Below are 18231 nucleotides of genomic sequence, written 5' to 3'. Positions count from 1 at the left end.
CGTATAGAGAAAAGGCTTTCCAGGGAAACTTGGGAAGCCTTTTTATAGTTTAATAAATTGGGATGTAATAGTTTTCACTGTAACTTCCCATTTAAAAATCGAGCGTATAGGTCATGGAAATAGTTAGGGCGAAATAAGTTTGCTGCATGTCCTGCTAACGGAATTTCTTTATATAAAACGTTAGGAAGAATGGATTTTAAATCAAAAAGACAAGATTTATAGAGATGATCATGTTCACCCATTACCCATAGTATAGGTTGGGGAAGTGATTTTAATTTAGATTTTAAATCGAATTCTAACCGGTGTCGTAATGATTGGGCAATAATTGATGAATGTAATTGCAATCCAAAACGATAATAAATATTTCTTGAAATGACTGCGAACGGATTTGCCTTTAGTATGCCACTTGGAAAAATGGTATTTGCGTATTGAGAGAGCCATTTAGAATAATCGTCTCCTCGCTTCTCCCAAAACTTTTGAAATACGTTATATAAAAGGGAAGGATTATTATAATGTCCACCAATATGACAAATGCTCAAAACTTTTTCTGGATGCATTTGTGCAAAAATGGTAGAGATATAACAACCGTAGCTTAAAGCGCAAATATGAGCCTTTTTAATGCCTTCTTTTTCGTATAAGTTCAATAATTGATCAACGAGGCGCTGTAATGAAAATTCGATAGCTTCTCCTTTATCATCGCCGTGACCTAGTAAGTCATAAGTAATAACGTTGTAAGAGGCGGAAAATCGTTTATGCTCTTTTTTGAAGGCACGACGATTGCCGACTAAACCATGAATAAAAATAATTGTTTCCTTTTCGGAATGAATATTTGTTTGCAAAAAGGATACTCCTTTCAATAACGGGAGATTTATATAGTATTGTAAATTAGTTATTTATAATTGACATAGAATAATATTTAGCACTAGGTAATAATATCAGATGTTTATATCTGTTGTAAAGATGCGTTTGTATGTATATTTTGTAAAAACAGAAAAAGTGTGTTTACATTCAGTTTACATTTGTGTTGTATTCTATTTTTAGAAAGAACAGTTTGGTTTAACACGAGGAGATGAACATAATGGAAGTTAAAAATGAAATGAAGAAAAAAGGGAGTTGGAGGCAGTTTTTACGCCTTATTCAAGATACAAATCCTCCGAAAGGGATTCTTGCTTTTGCGTTATTAATGAGTTTGCTTTCTACGGGAGCGAGTTTATTTATTCCGATGTTAACGAAGGGATTAGTAGATAATTTTTCACTTTCGTCAATAAGTACAGGACAAATTGTTGGGCTAGTTGCATTCTTTATTATGCAAACTATAGCTGCAGGATTGTCTATATATTTACTAAATTATATAGGACAGAAGATCGTAGCTGGACTGAGAGAACGTTTGTGGAAAAAGGTGCTTATATTACCGGTAACTTATTATGATCAAAATAGAACAGGTGATACAATTAGCCGTATGACAAATGATACAGGAGTTGTGAAAACATTAATTTCTGAGCATTTGTCAAACTTATTAACAGGCGGTATTTCAATTGTTGGATCATTAATTGTATTATTTGTTTTAGATTGGAAAATGACACTGTTACTTTTAACAGTTATTCCATTATCAGTACTAATTTTAGTTCCACTTGGACGAAAAATGTATAAGATTTCAAAAGCACTTCAAGATGAAACGGCTTCTTTTACTAGTGTATTAACACAAGTGTTATCAGAAATTCGTTTAGTGAAGTCTTCGAACACAGAAAAAAAGGAATATGAAACTGGAAATAAAGGTATTGAAAAGCTATTACAATTTGGTTTGAAAGAGGGAAAAGTGCAAGCGTTAATTTCACCAGTTATGTCGTTTGTTTTAATGGCATTGCTTGTTATTATCGTAGGATATGGTGGAATGCGAGTTTCTAGCGGTGCATTAACAACAGGAGAACTAGTAGCGTTTATTTTATATTTAGTTCAAATTATAATGCCGATGAGTCAATTATCTATGTTCTTTACACAATTCCAAAAGGCAATTGGTGCAACGGAAAGAATTAATACTATTTTAGAATATGAAGTAGAAGATCATGAAACTGGTGTGAAGGTTACAAATGCTAAGCAGCCAATCGTTCTTGAAAATGTACATTTCGAGTATAACGAAGAAGAGCAAGTTTTAAACAATATTGATTTCACAATTGAATCAGGAAAAATAACAGCAATCGTAGGACCAAGTGGTAGCGGAAAAACGACGTTATTCTCACTGTTAGAACGTTTTTATGAGCCAACTAGCGGTGCTATTAAATTAGGAAAAGACTCAATCAAGAATTATTCACTACAGTCATGGCGACGTCAAATTGGTTACGTTTCACAGGATAGTCCGTTAATTGATGGAACGATTCGTGATAATATTTGTTACGGTGTTGAGGGCGAAGTGACAGATGAAGAAATTGAAAAAGTAGCAGCGATGGCATATGTTGATGCATTTATTCATGATTTGCCAAACGGATACGCAACGGAAGTTGGAGAACGTGGTGTGAAGCTTTCTGGAGGGCAAAGACAACGAATTGCCATTGCCCGAGCATTACTTCGAAATCCACAAATTCTTATGTTAGATGAAGCAACTTCCAGTCTAGATAGTAAATCTGAGTCTGTCGTTCAAAAGGCATTAAATAACTTAATGAAAGGCAGAACAACGTTAGTTATTGCACATAGACTTTCTACTGTCGTGGATGCAGATAAAATTATCTTTATAGAAAAAGGGAATCTTACAGGAAGCGGTACACATGATGAATTATTACAGACACATGATATGTATCGTGAATTTGCAACGCAACAATTGAAAATTAAAGAGGGCGTAGTATAAAATGAATCATCAGTGGGGTTTTTACTCCACTAATGATTCATTTTTAAAAGTTTTATAAAGGATGCGAATTAGAAAGGAAATGGTTTCTTTGATACCTAACATTTTAATAGTGGACGATGATCCACATATTAGAGAACTTGTTTCAGTATTTTTAGAACGAGAAGGTTTTCAAACATATGAGGCAATTGATGGACTAGATGCACTTCAGAAAATAGACGAAGTAAAAGTTGATATGGTTGTTCTTGATATCATGATGCCAAATATGGATGGATTTGATGTATGTTTTGAATTAAGGAAGTACTATGATATTCCGATTTTGATGCTAACTGCTAAAGGGGAAACGTCTCAAAAAGTAAAAGGATTTCACCTTGGCACGGATGATTATCTTGTAAAACCATTTGATCCTATAGAACTAGTAGTGAGAGTTAAGGCGTTATTGAAGCGTTACCAAATTACAGTGTCGCAATCGATTCAAATTGGGAATGTACTGTTAAATCGTAAAACATTTGAAGTTACAGCTGGAGAACAAACAGTCACATTACCGCTAAAAGAATTTGAATTGCTCTTTACTTTAGGTTCTAAAGCAGGAAGAACTTGTTCGAGAGAGCAGTTAATTGAAGATGTATGGGGATATGATTTTGAAGGGAATGAACGTACATTAGACGTTCATATTAATCGACTACGTGAGAAGTTTCAAGAAGAGAAGTCGAAGTTTAGTATTAAAACGATAAGAGGATTAGGGTATCGCTTAGAGGTAAGTAAATGAGGAAAAGAAAACGAATGAGTAAGTTGAAGGTGTTGAAAGTAACGGGGGCGGTATTAGCGCTTTTTTCTTTTCTCACTATAATTTGGTCTATCGCATTTTATGTAGCAACTAGTATATTGAATGCTTTTGAAGTAAACGTATCGTCGTTTGTTGCCTTTCTAATTAGTGATATGGTCGGTTTTGTATTTATTGTTCTTATTTGGACATTGTTTGGGATATTAATGAGGCCAAAACGACAGGCAATGATTTGGACTATTATTGAACCGATACAAAAAATTGCAAAAGGAGACTTCTCCGTAAAAATACGAAATGAAGAAAAGTATGATGGAGAAATTGGTGTACTCGTAAAAAGTATAAATGATATGACAGATGAACTGAATGCGATGGAGAAAATGCGCCAGGAATTTGTATCGAATGTTTCTCATGAAATACAGTCACCTTTAACTTCTATAAAAGGATTTGCTAGAGCACTACAAGATAACAATCTTTCCGAGGAAAAACGAAAGCATTATCTTACCATTATTGAAACGGAAACGACGAGATTATCTAAACTAAGCCAAAATTTACTGAAACTAACTCTTTTAGAGTCGGAAGAGTATACACCAGAAAGAGTGACTTATCGATTAGATCAACAGTTAAAGCAAACTGTGTTAAATAGTGAACCGCTCTGGGCTGAAAAAGAAATTGAATTAGACCTTGATTTAGAAAAAGTGCATATAACTGCGGATCAAGAAAGTATGAGTCAAGTGTGGATTAATTTAATTCATAATAGTATTAAATTTACGCCAAGTCGTGGCACAATTACAATTCAGTTACAAGAATATGAGAAATTCGTAGAAATACGTATTCGTGACACTGGAATTGGTATATCTGAAGAACAGAAACAACATATTTTTGAGCGTTTTTATAAAGCGGACTCTTCACGAAATCGTACTTATGGAGGAAGTGGATTAGGTTTAGCTATCGTAAAAAAGGTACTCGACCTTCATCAAGGAGAAATAAAAGTCGAGAGTGAGGAAGGGAATGGTACGGAATTTATTGTGTGTATTCCTAAGTATAAAGAGAGATAGTGTTAGGGGGGATATCTTCTAACACTATTTCTCTTTAAAAATACATTTACCGTTACTGCAACTATATTGATAAGCTTTTCCTTCGCTATTCATACGGTATGAATAATCTGATTCTTTATCTTTCTTAAAGTCAACATATGCTTCTGCACCGTTTTTATCATCATCTACATCAATGAATTGAACGCTGCGTATAGAATAATCTTTCTTTTCTCTTAAACCTCTTCCTTGCAAGTTTGTATGAATACCATCTACTAACTCGTCAAACAATGACCATTTTAAATTAAGATTTTCAAATGACTCAGTATGTCTTCCTAAAATGCTGTCGTCTTGTATTATTTTTTTATTATTATCGTATGTATAAGAGTATGTAAAATAAGGTTCGTCTTTATATACTACTATTGCATAATAGCCGATATTATAAAGGGGAGTATATTTTCCGGTGATACTTTGTATATCTTCTTGTTTGTAGCCTTTTATAGTATGAAGGTAATCACTAGTATCTTTTTCTATAACTTTATAGTTTAGAGGATTACCAAATGCAAAGTATATCCCGAAAAATATGATGCAAAGTCCGACTGCAGTTAGTGATAAGAACCATTTTTTTCTTTTCATACACATACACTCTCCTATGCTGGATTTATTTTTATTTTACATGAATAATGGCAAAAACATGAGACTTATAAATAAAAACTTTCTATAGTTACCTATAAGTAACCTACGCACATGAAAGTGCATCATTGCCTTTTTACATAAACATAGATACAATTTTAATATAATAAACAACTGAAATGATTAAGGAGTGTTATACTTGGCAGAATTATTACAAGGTAAAAATGCTTTAATTACAGGAGCAGGTAGAGGGATTGGTCGTGCTGTAGCAATTGCATTAGCGAAAGAAGGCGTAAATGTCGGTCTTTTAGCTCGTTCAGAAGAAAACTTAAAAGCTGTAGCGAAAGAAGTAGAAGCAGAAGGCGTAAAAGCTGTTATTGCGACTGCTGATGTATCTTCATATGAAGAGGTAACGACTGCAATTGAAACGTTAAAAAATGGTTTAGGATCTATCGATATTTTAATTAATAACGCTGGTATTTCTAAATTCGGTAAGTTTTTAGAATTAGACGTTGCTGATTGGGAAAAAATCATTCAAGTAAACTTAATGGGTGTATACTATGCAACTCGTGCCGCTTTACCAAGCATGATTGAACAACAATCTGGTGATATTATTAACATTTCATCTACAGCAGGACAAAAAGGTGCACCTGTAACAAGTGCATATAGTGCTTCTAAATTTGGTGTTCTTGGTTTAACAGAATCGTTAGCGATGGAAGTTCGTAAGCATAACATTCGTGTAACAGCTTTAACGCCAAGTACAGTAGCAACTGATATGGCTGTAGATTTAGGATTAACTGATGGAAACCCAGATAAAGTAATGCAAGCAGAAGATATTGCAGAGTTTATCGTAGCGCAGCTGAAATTAAATAAACGTACATTTATTAAATCAGCTGGACTTTGGTCTACTAATCCGTAAGGGATAAATGTATAAACAAAAGAAGGGACATCTATTCTGTAATGGAGGAGATGTCCTTTCTTTATTTTTGTATATGAGACAAAATTTTCGGTATAATCGAAAGTGAATGGTAAAAAAGTATTGAGAAATTGAAGGGAATGGTATTTACATGAGTACGATTGAGAAATGGACGGCTGTTGATCAATATATGAGTGATGTATTAATACCGAGAGATTCTACATTAGAAGAAGTTCTTCAAGCAAACGTTGCAGCTAATTTACCAGCACATGATGTATCGCCAACGCAAGGGAAGTTTTTGCAACTATTAGTACAAATTCAAGGAGCTCGGAACATTTTAGAAATTGGTACTCTAGGCGGATATAGCACGATATGGCTTGCAAGAGCATTGCCATCTGGAGGACGAATTGTTACATTAGAAGCAAGTGAAAAGCATGCTGAAATTGCACGTAGCAATATTGAGCATGCCAATTTGAATGATAGAATTGAAATACGAGTAGGATTAGCGTTAGATTCTTTAAAACAAATAGAAAATGAGAAGTATGAACCATTTGATTTTATTTTCATAGATGCTGATAAACAAAATAACCCTGCTTATTTTGAGTGGGCACTGAAACTATCACGCCCTGGTACTGTAATTATTGGGGATAACGTAGTACGTGAAGGAGAAGTTATTGACAATACTAGTAATGACCCTCGTGTACAAGGGATACGCCGTTTCTATGAGCTAATAGCTGCGGAGCCTCGTGTAAGTGCTACAGCGCTTCAAACTGTCGGAAGTAAAGGGTATGATGGATTTGTAATGGCAGTCGTAAAAGAGTGATGTAAGGAGGTAAAAGGGATGAAAAAGAAGTTTCAAAAATTATAACATGTATTGTGTGCAACGCAGTTAGCTCGTGGACCTCCAACGTACATAACAATATAAGTTTGTATAAAAATTGGAGGTTAGGAATAGATGAGAACTGAAAAAGAAATGCTAGACTTAATTATAAATACAGCAAAAGAGGATGAAAGAATTCGAGCAGTCATCATGAATGGATCACGTGTAAATCCAAATGTGAAAAAAGACTGTTTTCAAGATTATGATATTATGTATGTTGTACATGATATACAATCTTTTACTTCTAATCATAATTGGATTCATAGATTTGGAGAAATAATGATTGTTCAAATGCCGGAAGAAATGTCGTTACTTCCAGCTGATGAAGACGGGAAATTTCCGTATTTAATGCAGTTCATGGATGGGAATCGGATTGATTTAACGCTCGTTCCATTTGATTTGATAAATAAGTTCGTTGGACAAGATAGTTTAAGTAAACTGCTTCTGGATAAAGATAATTGTATTGTTGAATTTCCACCAGTAAGCGATAAAGACTACTTAATAAAAATGCCTACAGAAAAAGAGTTTTTAGATTGCTGTAATGAATTTTGGTGGTGTAGTACGAATGTGGCAAAAGGGTTATGGAGAGAAGAACTTTCTTATGTGAAAGGGATGCTTGATGGTCCGGTGCGAGATATGTTCATCGTAATGCTAGAATCGCATATTGGTATGAAAACAGACTTTACAGTTAATGCAGGGAAGTTTGGAAAGTATTTCGAACAATATGTTGAAAAAGATGTCTGGGAGCAGTTTAAAAGGACATTTTCAAATGCAGAATATGAAAATATTTGGGATTCATTTTTCGTAATGGGTGATTTATTTAGGAAAGTTGCGAACGAAATTGCTAACACTTATGAATATCAATATCCGCAAGATGACGATGACAAAGTGTCGAGTTATTTAAAGCATGTAAGAAAATTACCGAAAGATAGTAAAGTAATTTATTAAGTATATAAATCAGTAAGGCTGTCCTAATTATGGACAGTCTTATTTTTGTTCAGGAATAAGAATTTCTCTAACAAAGTGCAGATGAATCACATATGAAATTTTAGGGAGGTTTTTATCATGTATTATTTTTATTCACCAGAAATGTTCGTTCCATTTCCTTTGGGGTTAGAACGCAATATTTCGTATGCTTATATGCCATATCATTCATTTTATTATGGAGACTATGTAAATGCGATGCCATACGCATTACATGTTCCTCAAAATTATGAAGCCCAAATGAAAGAAGAGGATCGAGGGTCATGGACACCATTTTCATGGGTCGAAAAATATGCGTATGCATTTTCAGGACCATACAATAAAGCAGAAGTAGCTCTTACATTTGATGATGGACCAGATTTAGTATTTACTCCAAAAATTTTAGATAAGTTAAAACAACATAATGTGAAAGCTACATTCTTCTTGCTTGGTGAAAATGCAGAAAAGTTTCCGAATGTAGTAAAGCGTATTGCGAATGAAGGGCATGTAATTGGCAATCATACGTATAGCCATCCGAATTTAGCGAAAGTAACTGATGCTGAGTACCGTAATCAAATTATAAAAACAGAAGAAATATTAAATCGTTTAGCTGGTTATGCACCGAAATTTATTCGTCCACCGTACGGTGAAATACTTGAAAATCAATTGAAGTGGGCAACAGAGCAAAATTTTATGATTGTACAGTGGAGTGTTGATACAGTTGATTGGAAAGGTGTAAGTGCCGATACGATTACAAATAATGTGTTAGGGAATTCATTTCCAGGTAGTGTCATCCTGCAGCATTCAACTCCAGGTGGGCATTTACAAGGATCTGTAGATGCGCTAGACAAAATCATTCCGCAGTTAAAAACGAAAGGGGCACGTTTTGTAACACTTCCAAGTATGTTTCAGACGTCGAAAGAAAGAAATTGAATATGTTATAAATTGGAAACGATAGGGTTGTGTCGTATAATGAGAGTGTAAGGTAGGGGGGAGATAATTGATTGAGGCACTAGTAAACATAGGAATGAGCATATTGATTGGTGTTATATTTATACTTGCGGCACTTATACTTCAAAAAAATCCACCGACAGATATTAACGCGGCATATGGTTATCGTACGAAGCGATCTATGAAAAATAAGGAACTATGGGATGCGGGTAATAGGTATAGTGCAGAAGTGATGAAACAAAATGGTTTCATCATGATGTTAATTGGAAGTGTTATTAGTATACTGTTTAGATATCCGCATACAATGATAGCGGTTATGATTGTTATGCTGTTGTTAATTATTCGCTTATTTATACAAGTAGAGAAAAGGTTGAAGCTCCTTGAACAATGATGATAAATAAAATAGGACTCCCCGGATATTATAAGCTAGGGGTCCTATTTTATTTATAAACTATTATTTTTTAGCAATTCTTTTCCTTGTTCTACAACAAATTCATAATATTCAAGATCATATGGATAAATATCTTCAAATGTTATCGTTATCGGTTTATTGCTTAAAACAGAAATAGCCGTAAAAGATGAAATCTCTCTTTTTAATAGTTGTAGAAAAGAGGTAGCATGTACTTTCATCACATCGTCTACTTCTTCACCTGGTGCAAATAGAAGTGGTTGCATTACGTTGTGAAAATACATATGACAAAACTCACGATCAGTAAGGTTTGAAATTTCATAATCTATTTTATAGATTCCTTTGTATGCTAAATCAGTAGTTTGAAAGGAAAGCCCCAATTCTTCCTCAACTTCACGAAGGCCGCCAATTTGTACATCTTCATCATGCATAATATGTCCAGCTGAAGTAATATCCCATATACCCGGAGCCTCTTTTTTATTTTTAGAGCGTAATTGGAAATATAAGAACATATCTTCATCATCTTTTTCTACAAACCAACAATGGAATGTTTCGTGCCAATCACCGTCACGATGCACTTCATCACGTAATTTCTTTCCAAGTGTATTTTTTTCAGAATCAAATATCGTTAACCACTCTGTCATTTTAATTCCCCTTTCTGCAAATTTTATTATACAATATTTGTATTGAATTTTGGGAAAATAAAGAAAAAGGGAGTGACTAATAGTGGGGATAGAGAGTAAAGAAATAAAATCGAGTATTTCAACAGAGGAAGAATTACGGAAAATATTGGGGCAACCAAGTGAGCGAGCTTTGAAAAAAGTTATTTCATCACTAGACTACCATTGTATAGATTTTCTGTCCAAATCTCCTTTTCTAGTATTATCTACTGCAAATAAAATAGGAGAGTGTGATGCTTCACCTAGAGGAGACGCACCTGGATTTGTATACGTATTAAATAATAATCAAATTATTATTCCAGAAAGACCAGGTAACCGTCGTATAGATTCCATTTTGAACATTATTTCAAATCCATACGTAGGGTTACTCTTTTTTATTCCTGGACTTGGGGAGACGCTCCGAATAAACGGCCGAGCGTACATTACAAACGATGAAGACATTTTGCAAGAAATGCAGGCGAATGGACGCAATCCGTTACTTGGAATTGTTGTTGAAATAGAAGAGTGTTATATTCATTGTGCAAAAGCGTTTATTCGTTCTAATATGTGGGATCCAGAATCTTGGTTACATAAAAAAGAGTTACCTTCAGCAGCAAAAATGTTGCTGGAGCATGCGAAAGTAAACACCTCTGAAGAAGATGTCGCCCGTTCTTTAGAAGAAAGTTATACGAAAAGATTGTATTAAAAAACTTTATTGATATATCTTTGTAAGGTAAGTATCTACGTGTTTTAGAATAGGATATTTATATATGAACCATGGATTTACAAACTGGAGAAATAACAAAATAGGTAAATCGAGCGGCAATTGCAAAATGTTATTGTAAAATATAATAAAAAATGATTTTGAAAATAGTTAGTAAAAATAGGCTTGCTTTTTAAAAATTTGATAACTATAATAAGTTAACAAATAGACATGAACGAAAAAGTAATGACAAGGACACGAAATCATTTTTACGGTTTACAGAGAGGGAAGCCAAGGGTGCAAGCTTCCTAACACGAGAAATGGTTTTACCACCTTTGAACTTCAATAGTGAACGAGTAATCTAGTAATTATTGACGGTATCAGCCGTTATCTGAACTTGAGCAATCTAGAAGAAAATAAGTCTAGGTTGGAACAAGGGTGGAACCACGAAAAACACATTCGTCCCTTTCCTAGGGATGAGTGTGTTTTTTTATATCATTTAAGATTGAAAATTTAAAATAATTAAAAAATAGTATTGATTTTGTGTTTTATGCGAGTATAATGAATTAACAAATATATATGAACGAAAAAGTAACGATAAGGACATGAGAACATTTTTACGGTTTACAGAGAGGGAAGCCAAGGCTGTGAGCTTCCTAACACGAAAAATGATCTTACCACCTTTGAACTTCAATAGTGAACGAGTAATCTAGTAATTATTGACGGTATCAGCCGTTATCTGAACTTGAGCAATCTAGAAGGAAATAAGTCTAGGTTGGAACAAGGGTGGAACCACGAAAACACATTCGTCCCTTTCCTAGGGATGAGTGTGTTTTTTATTATTTTGAAGGGAGGTGCTGTAACATGAAACGATTTGTACGTACGGAAATAACCACCACCTGCACGGGAAAATGGCAGAGCAAGGTGATTGATAGAAGCGAAAAATAAAATTCTAGGAGGAGATTAGAAGATGAATAATGTTATTAATGTTGGGGTATTAGGTTTAGGTACGGTCGGAAGTGGTGTTGTTCATATTTTGAAGGAACATTATAAAAAAATCGCTCTTGATACAGGATATGAAGTGAAAGTAAAGACAGTCGTTGTACGTGATTTGGAAAAAGAACGTGATGTTTGTATTGATGGAATCGTAGTAACAAGTAATGTCGATGAAGTTCTAAATGATTCAAATATTGATATTGTAGTAGAGGTAATGGGCGGAATTGAAGAAGCAAAGCAACATATTGTTAAGGCTTTACGAAATAAGAAACATGTCGTAACAGCAAATAAAGATTTAATGGCTGTATACGGTGCAGAGCTTCTCCAACTGGCGAACGATAATGATTGTGATTTATGTTATGAAGCAAGTGTAGCAGGCGGTATTCCGGTGTTAAGAGGATTAACAGACGGATTAGCTTCAGATCAAATTGAAAAAATAATGGGAATTGTAAATGGAACAACAAATTATATGTTAACAAAGATGAGTCAAAAAGGCTGGTCTTATGAGGAGGCTTTACAAGAAGCACAAAAATTAGGCTTTGCAGAATCAGATCCAACAGCAGATGTAGATGGGCTAGATGCGGCGAGAAAGGTAGCGATTCTTGCAAACTTAGGTTTTTCGATGAATGTTTCTTTAGATGATGTACAAGTAAGAGGGATTCGAAAGGTCGAAAAAGAAGATTTACAAATGGCAGAAAAATTAGGATTTACTATGAAATTAATTGGGAAAGCAGAGAAACAAGGATCAGCCATTCATTTAAGTGTAGAACCGACACTTTTACCAAGCCATCATCCATTATCGAATGTAAATAATGAATTTAATGCAGTATATGTTCACGGTCAAGCGGTAGGAGAAGTAATGTTTTACGGACCTGGAGCTGGGAAATTGCCGACTGGTTCTGCTGTAGTAAGTGATATTATTTCAATCGTTAAAAATATGAATCAAGTTCAGAAAAATAAAAGTGCATTAAAAGAACCAGAACCGTATGAATTACAGGGGGATGAAGAAGTCGTTTCAAAATATTTCTTACGTATTTCATTACGAGATGAACCTGGGATGTTGCAAAAAGTAACAGAATGTTTCGTTAATTATTCTGTAAGTTTAAAAGAAGTTATTCAATTACCTTTAAATCGTGAACTTGCAGAAGTCGTTGTTGTGACACATCAAACTTCAAAGTATCAATTTGAACGGGTTCTAGGAGCGATAGAAAATGTCGCAAGTGAAATAAACAGTTATTACATTATTGAGGAGGAAAAACAATATGTATAAAGGATTATTAAAACAGTATGCTTCTTATTTACCGGTGAATGAAAATACACCTGATGTTAGCTTAATGGAAGGAAATACACCTCTTATTCCGCTATTAAATATATCAAAACAATTAGGGATTCAGTTATACGGTAAGTACGAAGGTGCGAATCCGACAGGTTCTTTTAAAGATCGTGGTATGGTAATGGCTGTTGCGAAGGCGAAAGAAGAAGGTTCGGAAGCAATTATTTGTGCATCAACAGGTAATACTTCGGCATCGGCTGCAGCATACGCGGCACGCCTTGGAATGAAATGTATAATCGTAATCCCGGAAGGAAAGATTGCACATGGAAAATTAGCGCAAGCAGTCGCTTACGGAGCTGAAATCATTTCAATAGAAGGAAATTTTGATGATGCACTTAAGGCTGTAAGAAATATTGCTGCGGAAGAGCCGATTACATTAGTAAACTCAGTGAATCCGTACCGAATTGAAGGGCAAAAAACAGCGGCATTTGAAATTTGTGACCAATTGCAAAAAGCGCCAGATGTTCTCGCTATTCCTGTTGGGAATGCAGGGAATATTACAGCATACTGGAAAGGTTTCTGTGAATATGAGAAAGAAAAAGGCTATAAGAAGCCGAGAATTCACGGATTTGAAGCGGAAGGAGCAGCTGCTATTGTAAAAGGACATGTCATTGAAGAACCTGAAACAATTGCAACAGCGATTCGTATCGGTAACCCCGCAAGTTGGCCATATGCAGTAGAGGCTGCTGAACAGTCTCACGGTGAAATAGATATGGTATCAGATGAAGAAATATTAGATGCGTATAGATTATTAGCAAAAACGGAAGGAGTTTTCGCTGAGCCAGGATCAAATGCTTCATTAGCAGGTGTAATTAAACATGTTCAATCTGGAAAAATCAAAAAAGGAGAGACAGTTGTTACAGTTTTAACTGGAAACGGCTTGAAAGATCCTGATATCGCAATTTCTTCTAATACATTAGACATTGCAAGTGTTTCAAATAATATAGAACAAATTAAAGAACATATTAAAGGGGTGATTATGTCGTGATACCATTAAGTATTCGTGTTCCTGCTAGTACAGCGAATGTTGGACCTGGATTTGATTCAGTAGGAATAGCTTTGTCATTATATTTAAATGTAGTAGTAAAAGAGAAAGCTGATAAATGGCAAGTAATCCATTCCTTTGATGATTCAATTCCGACGGATGATAAAAATTTAATCGTTAGCACGGCATGTAAAGTGAGTCCTACTTTATCACCCTATATAATAGAAGTTACTAGTAATATCCCACTAACAAGAGGACTAGGAAGTAGTGCATCAGCAATTGTAGCAGGGATAGAGCTTGCGAATCAACTTGGCAATTTGAACTTAACGACTGATCAAAAAGTTCAAATTGCAACAAATTTTGAAGGGCATCCAGATAATGTTGCGGCTTCTATATTAGGAGGAACTGTAATCGGAGCACTTGATGGAAAGAACGTTTCGGTTGTAAGAATTGAAAGTAAGGAATTAGGCGTAATTTCTCTTATTCCGAATGAAGAGTTAAATACAGAGGAAAGCCGATCTGTATTACCAGATATGTTTCCGTTTCATGAAGCAGTTAAGGCTAGTGCAATCAGCAACGTATTAGTAGCTGCGTTTTGTCAAAAGAAGTGGGAAGTTGTAGGGGAAATGATGGAAAGAGATCATTTTCACGAGCCGTATCGTTTAGAACTCGTACCGCTATTACCCTCAATTCGTAAATGTGCAAAAGAGTTTGGCGCATACGGCACAGCGCTTAGTGGTGCAGGTCCATCCATTTTTATATTAACGCCATATGATAAACGTCAAGAAATTGCTGAGCAATTAGCGAGAGTATTTACGTCTATGAAAGTGTGTGAGCTAGAAATCGATCATAGAGGAATTACTGTAAATAAAGAAGAACATATAGGGCTATAAAAAGCTAGCATTGCTAGCTTTTTTTGTTGTAAATATCTTTTCAGTTGGCATATAAAAGAAAAGTAATAATGTATAATTTAGTAAAGTGTGTATTCATTTGGAGGTGATCGTATGAAGAAAGAGTCACCAGAAGAAAAAAGAGAGCGTATAAGGCAAAGTGAATTGAAAAATAACCCTACCGGTTCTTTAAAGGATGGATTAAACAGAGCTGAATCAGGTAGTCCAGTTGATATGACAGGTGGTATGAATTGGAAAGGTACAGCGCTAGTAATTTTAGTGCTAGTTCTAGGGTATATTATATACAGTTACTTTTTCAGGTGAAGAAATCTGGAGTTATTTGAAGTTATAATTAGTGGAAATGAACTTAATATTATACTTTTAAGAGAGCTGTTCCCAAAGGTTTTTGGGACGGCTTTTTATTAATAGGTAGGATATTAATTTCATATTTTGCAGCTAAGTCGATATTCTTTATCAAAACGTCGATACAAATAGAATTCTGTTTTAGCGTAATTTCATGTGCTGTTGCAACTTTACTCAAACAGAACGTGATTCTATTTCAAAGTCGGATTTTTGCCACATTCCTGTAACAAAGCACCTGTATATTCAGTGGTGGAGGTGCAGAAGATGAAAAAAATGATAGCAATATGTCTTCTTACAACTATGTCACTTTCGACTTTAGTCGGGTGCGATGTAAAAGGTAGCAATGCTGTACAAGAGTCTAAAATAAAGAAAGCGACGTATAAAGAGTTTACTTACGATGTAAATCCAGAGACTTTCACGTTAACCGTAGAACATGATGGTGTAAAAGAACAGGCGTCACAGCCGTTACCGAAAATGAAGGTGTCGAATGTAAAAAAAGACAAGGATCGCACATCTTGGGAATATCCAGATCAAAAAGTAAAAGTGAATCTAGAAAAGAAAAAAGATCACTTAAATATTGAAGTGGAATCGACTGGTGCAGAAAGTTTTACATGGCCGAAAGTACAAGCTGAAAATTATACACTTCCGTTATGGGAAGGTAAGCAAATTCCAAGTAATGATGAGAATTGGAAGAAGTTTTTAAAGGATGATGCATATTCATTTGCTGAATCATTTTCTATGAAGTTTTTTGCATTAAATGGTTCTAAATATTCGATCGTATATATTGCGAATAATATGTTTAATAATGAATTGAAATTTCATTCAGATCCGAAAATAGGGTTTGATTTTACACATGAATTCCCGAGTATAAATAAAAATAAAACATATGGCTTTCAATTATATGTGACAAATAATGATGCAGTAAGTATCGCAAAACTATACAAGGACAATATTATTGAAAAAGGTGAATTTAAAACATTACAAGAGAAGGCAAGAAAAAATAAAGAAATTGAAAAACTTTACGGTGCAGGTCATTTTTATTTTTGGAATCAAAATGGTTTATCAGAAAGTAATGTAAATTGGCCAAAGCTAAGGGAGCAAATAAATAGTCCGCTGTTTAGCCATATAAAAGAGCTTATTCAAAAGAATAGTTCAGAGCCTGGGGAGCTGAATGTATTTGAACAAGTAAGTAAACAAGATTTCATTGATAAGTATCAAAAAAATGTTATTTTGCGTTATGTAAACGAAGCATTATCAATGAAGGAATTGTATAAAGATGATATTTTCCCGAAAGTTGATCAGGAAGCTAGTGTGTTAGTAAAGAAAGGTGTAGATCACTTATCGAAGACAGAGCTGTATAGCTTAAATAAACATTTACTAAAGTCAGTACTCGGTGATGCAGTTGAAGAAGTAAGTAAATGGGGTAATGCAGATGGAACGGATATTATAAAGGAAATGAAAGAGGCCGGGATAGACAAGGCGTGGATTGGTCTACCGAACTGGGAACAAGGATATATGCAACCTAATTTTGTTACAGAAGCTAAGAAAATGGGATATTTAGTTGGTCCGTATGATTCTTATCATTCCATTCACGAAAAAGGTGATAAAAATTGGAACACAGCTTCCTTTAATGATCCATCATTATACGAAGAGGCTACTGTAACTAAGAAAAATGGAGAAAAGGTACAAGGGTTTTTAGGTAGAGGGCGAAAATTAAATCCGACATTATCACTTCCTAGTGTAAAAGAACGAATGAATGATATATTACAAAATGGCCCTAAATATAATTCATGGTTTATTGATTGTGACGCGACGGGCGAAATTTATGATGATTATTCAACAAAACATTTAACGACACAAGAACAAGATTTACAAGCAAGATTAAAACGAATGGATTATATTGCACAAGAAAAAGGTATGGTAGTTGGCTCTGAGGGCGGAAATGATTTTGCGAGTAGTACGATTGCATTTGCTCATGGAATTGAAACACCTGTAATTAAATGGGACGATGAAGATATGAGAAAAAACAAAACAAGCCCGTATTATGTAGGTGGATATTGGTCACCAAATCAAAATGTTCCCGAAAAATATGCAAAACAAGTACCGTTGAAAGAAGAATATAAACAAGTATATTTAAATCCAGTATATTCGGTACCATTATATAAATTAGTATACAACGATTCCGTTATTACAACGCACCATTGGGAATGGGGAAGTTTGAAGGTGAAAGATGAAGTTGGAAATCGTATGTTATATGAGTTATTGTATAATGTTCCTCCGTTGTACCATTTAGATGAAGTAGAGTGGAATAAGCATAAAAAAGAAATTACACAGCATCTGAAAGTTTGGAATGAAGTTCATGAAAAAGCAGTAAAAGAAGAAATGACGAACTTTGTATATCTGTCAGAAGATAAGCTAGTACAATCTGCTTCATATGGAAAAGATATTAAAATTATTGTGAATTTTTCAAATAAAGATGTAGAAATAGAAAAAACGAAAATACAAGCAAAATCAGCTTTAATTAATAATAATGGGAAGCAAATGATATACACACCAAATGAGAAATAATAAGGTGAAACTTTAATCAGTGGGGGTGTTCATCTCTCACTGATTATTAGCCTTTAATCGAGCTTTTACGGCAAAAATTTGACTTTTATTCTTACTGAAATTCGAGCCTCTTACTACCTGTAAATAACAGAATGATAAATCTGTGAATTTGAATGTTTTGAAGTGTTGAATTTTTGAAGTTGATAAACAGTGACTTGCCAAAAATAAGCACGAGAGTATAATGTGAAATGGAATACATATTGGATTCATGATGTAACCTTACAAAAATGTAAGGTGATTGAAAGGAAATTCAATATGAAGATTACTAGACATACATTATACTAGGAAAAGA

Annotated in this window: 17 protein-coding genes and 2 other annotated features; of the genes, 14 read left to right on the top strand and 3 right to left on the bottom strand. The window is 34.4% G+C overall.

What is annotated here, in order from left to right:
• Positions 1 to 74: 74 nt before the first annotated feature.
• Complete coding sequence (locus KVT31_RS06740) at positions 75 to 839, bottom strand: alpha/beta fold hydrolase (RefSeq protein WP_088096063.1); 765 nt, start codon at positions 837 to 839, stop codon at positions 75 to 77.
• 239 nt (positions 840 to 1078) lie between these two features.
• On the opposite strand from KVT31_RS06740, the gene KVT31_RS06735 reads away from it, so the two are divergent.
• From KVT31_RS06735 to hitS, 3 genes are all read left to right on the top strand, one after another.
• Positions 1079 to 2839 carry an ABC transporter ATP-binding protein gene (locus tag KVT31_RS06735; RefSeq protein ID WP_088096064.1) on the top strand — a complete coding sequence of 587 codons (1761 nt, stop codon included), beginning with the start codon at positions 1079 to 1081 and terminating at the stop codon, positions 2837 to 2839.
• A gap of 88 nt (positions 2840 to 2927) precedes the next feature.
• Entirely contained in the window at positions 2928 to 3605 is a 678-nt protein-coding gene (hitR, locus tag KVT31_RS06730; protein ID WP_000612742.1) for an envelope stress response regulator transcription factor HitR, read from the top strand.
• The gene (gene hitS, locus KVT31_RS06725) at positions 3602 to 4675 is read left to right on the top strand and encodes an envelope stress sensor histidine kinase HitS (protein ID WP_098342775.1); all 1074 of its coding nucleotides are present in this window, start codon (positions 3602 to 3604) and stop codon (positions 4673 to 4675) included. The genes hitR and hitS overlap by 4 nt, the downstream gene beginning before the upstream one ends.
• A 24-nt stretch (positions 4676 to 4699) precedes the next feature.
• On the opposite strand, the gene KVT31_RS06720 is transcribed toward hitS, so the two are convergent.
• Positions 4700 to 5293 carry a DUF3139 domain-containing protein gene (locus KVT31_RS06720; RefSeq protein ID WP_088096065.1) on the bottom strand — a complete coding sequence of 198 codons (594 nt, stop codon included), beginning with the start codon at positions 5291 to 5293 and terminating at the stop codon, positions 4700 to 4702.
• A 190-nt stretch (positions 5294 to 5483) separates the two neighbouring features.
• On the opposite strand from KVT31_RS06720, the gene KVT31_RS06715 reads away from it, so the two are divergent.
• The 5 genes from KVT31_RS06715 (at position 5484) to KVT31_RS06695 (ending at position 9385) form a co-directional block, all read left to right on the top strand.
• Complete coding sequence (locus KVT31_RS06715) at positions 5484 to 6203, top strand: 3-ketoacyl-ACP reductase (protein ID WP_000818985.1); 720 nt, start codon at positions 5484 to 5486, stop codon at positions 6201 to 6203.
• 148 nt (positions 6204 to 6351) lie between these two features.
• Positions 6352 to 7023: an O-methyltransferase gene (locus KVT31_RS06710; RefSeq protein ID WP_088096066.1), complete on the top strand. Its 672-nt coding sequence runs from the start codon at positions 6352 to 6354 to the stop codon at positions 7021 to 7023.
• 132 nt (positions 7024 to 7155) lie between these two features.
• Complete coding sequence (locus tag KVT31_RS06705; protein WP_088096067.1) at positions 7156 to 8028, top strand: aminoglycoside 6-adenylyltransferase; 873 nt, start codon at positions 7156 to 7158, stop codon at positions 8026 to 8028.
• Positions 8029 to 8145: 117 nt separating this feature from the next.
• On the top strand, positions 8146 to 8976 hold the full coding sequence (locus KVT31_RS06700) for a peptidoglycan-N-acetylglucosamine deacetylase (protein WP_088096068.1): 831 nt from the start codon (positions 8146 to 8148) through the stop codon (positions 8974 to 8976).
• Between the two features lie 70 nt (positions 8977 to 9046).
• Entirely contained in the window at positions 9047 to 9385 is a 339-nt protein-coding gene (locus tag KVT31_RS06695) for an SdpI family protein (RefSeq protein WP_140392440.1), read from the top strand.
• Between the two features lie 53 nt (positions 9386 to 9438).
• Here KVT31_RS06695 and KVT31_RS06690 read toward each other — a convergent pair whose 3' ends face one another.
• Positions 9439 to 10047: an NUDIX hydrolase gene (locus KVT31_RS06690; protein WP_088096070.1), complete on the bottom strand. Its 609-nt coding sequence runs from the start codon at positions 10045 to 10047 to the stop codon at positions 9439 to 9441.
• 82 nt (positions 10048 to 10129) lie between these two features.
• Here KVT31_RS06690 and KVT31_RS06685 point away from each other — a divergent pair, with 82 nt between their 5' ends.
• From KVT31_RS06685 to KVT31_RS06660, 6 genes are all read left to right on the top strand, one after another.
• Positions 10130 to 10768, top strand: a complete 639-nt coding sequence (locus KVT31_RS06685) for a pyridoxamine 5'-phosphate oxidase family protein (protein ID WP_088096071.1) — start codon at positions 10130 to 10132, stop codon at positions 10766 to 10768.
• 234 nt (positions 10769 to 11002) lie between these two features.
• Positions 11003 to 11235, top strand: a binding site (T-box leader).
• Between the two features lie 115 nt (positions 11236 to 11350).
• Positions 11351 to 11582: a binding site (T-box leader), on the top strand.
• Positions 11583 to 11735: 153 nt separating this feature from the next.
• The gene (locus KVT31_RS06680) at positions 11736 to 13031 is read left to right on the top strand and encodes a homoserine dehydrogenase (protein ID WP_088096072.1); all 1296 of its coding nucleotides are present in this window, start codon (positions 11736 to 11738) and stop codon (positions 13029 to 13031) included.
• Positions 13024 to 14082 (top strand): threonine synthase, encoded by a 1059-nt coding sequence (gene thrC, locus KVT31_RS06675; RefSeq protein ID WP_088096073.1) that lies wholly within the window; start codon positions 13024 to 13026, stop codon positions 14080 to 14082. Before KVT31_RS06680 ends, thrC begins: the two co-directional genes overlap by 8 nt.
• The gene (gene thrB / locus KVT31_RS06670; protein ID WP_088096074.1) at positions 14079 to 14972 is read left to right on the top strand and encodes a homoserine kinase; all 894 of its coding nucleotides are present in this window, start codon (positions 14079 to 14081) and stop codon (positions 14970 to 14972) included. Before thrC ends, thrB begins: the two co-directional genes overlap by 4 nt.
• Positions 14973 to 15083: 111 nt before the next feature.
• Entirely contained in the window at positions 15084 to 15293 is a 210-nt protein-coding gene (locus tag KVT31_RS06665) for a DUF6366 family protein (protein ID WP_088096075.1), read from the top strand.
• A gap of 303 nt (positions 15294 to 15596) precedes the next feature.
• Positions 15597 to 17900, top strand: a complete 2304-nt coding sequence (locus KVT31_RS06660) for a glycoside hydrolase (RefSeq protein ID WP_088096076.1) — start codon at positions 15597 to 15599, stop codon at positions 17898 to 17900.
• Positions 17901 to 18231: the final 331 nt, after the last annotated feature.

Source organism: Bacillus sp. GbtcB14 (assembly GCF_019091205.1).
GTDB lineage: Bacteria > Bacillota > Bacilli > Bacillales > Bacillaceae_G > Bacillus_A > Bacillus_A cereus_AG.
This window is presented reverse-complemented; position numbering and strand designations above follow the sequence as displayed.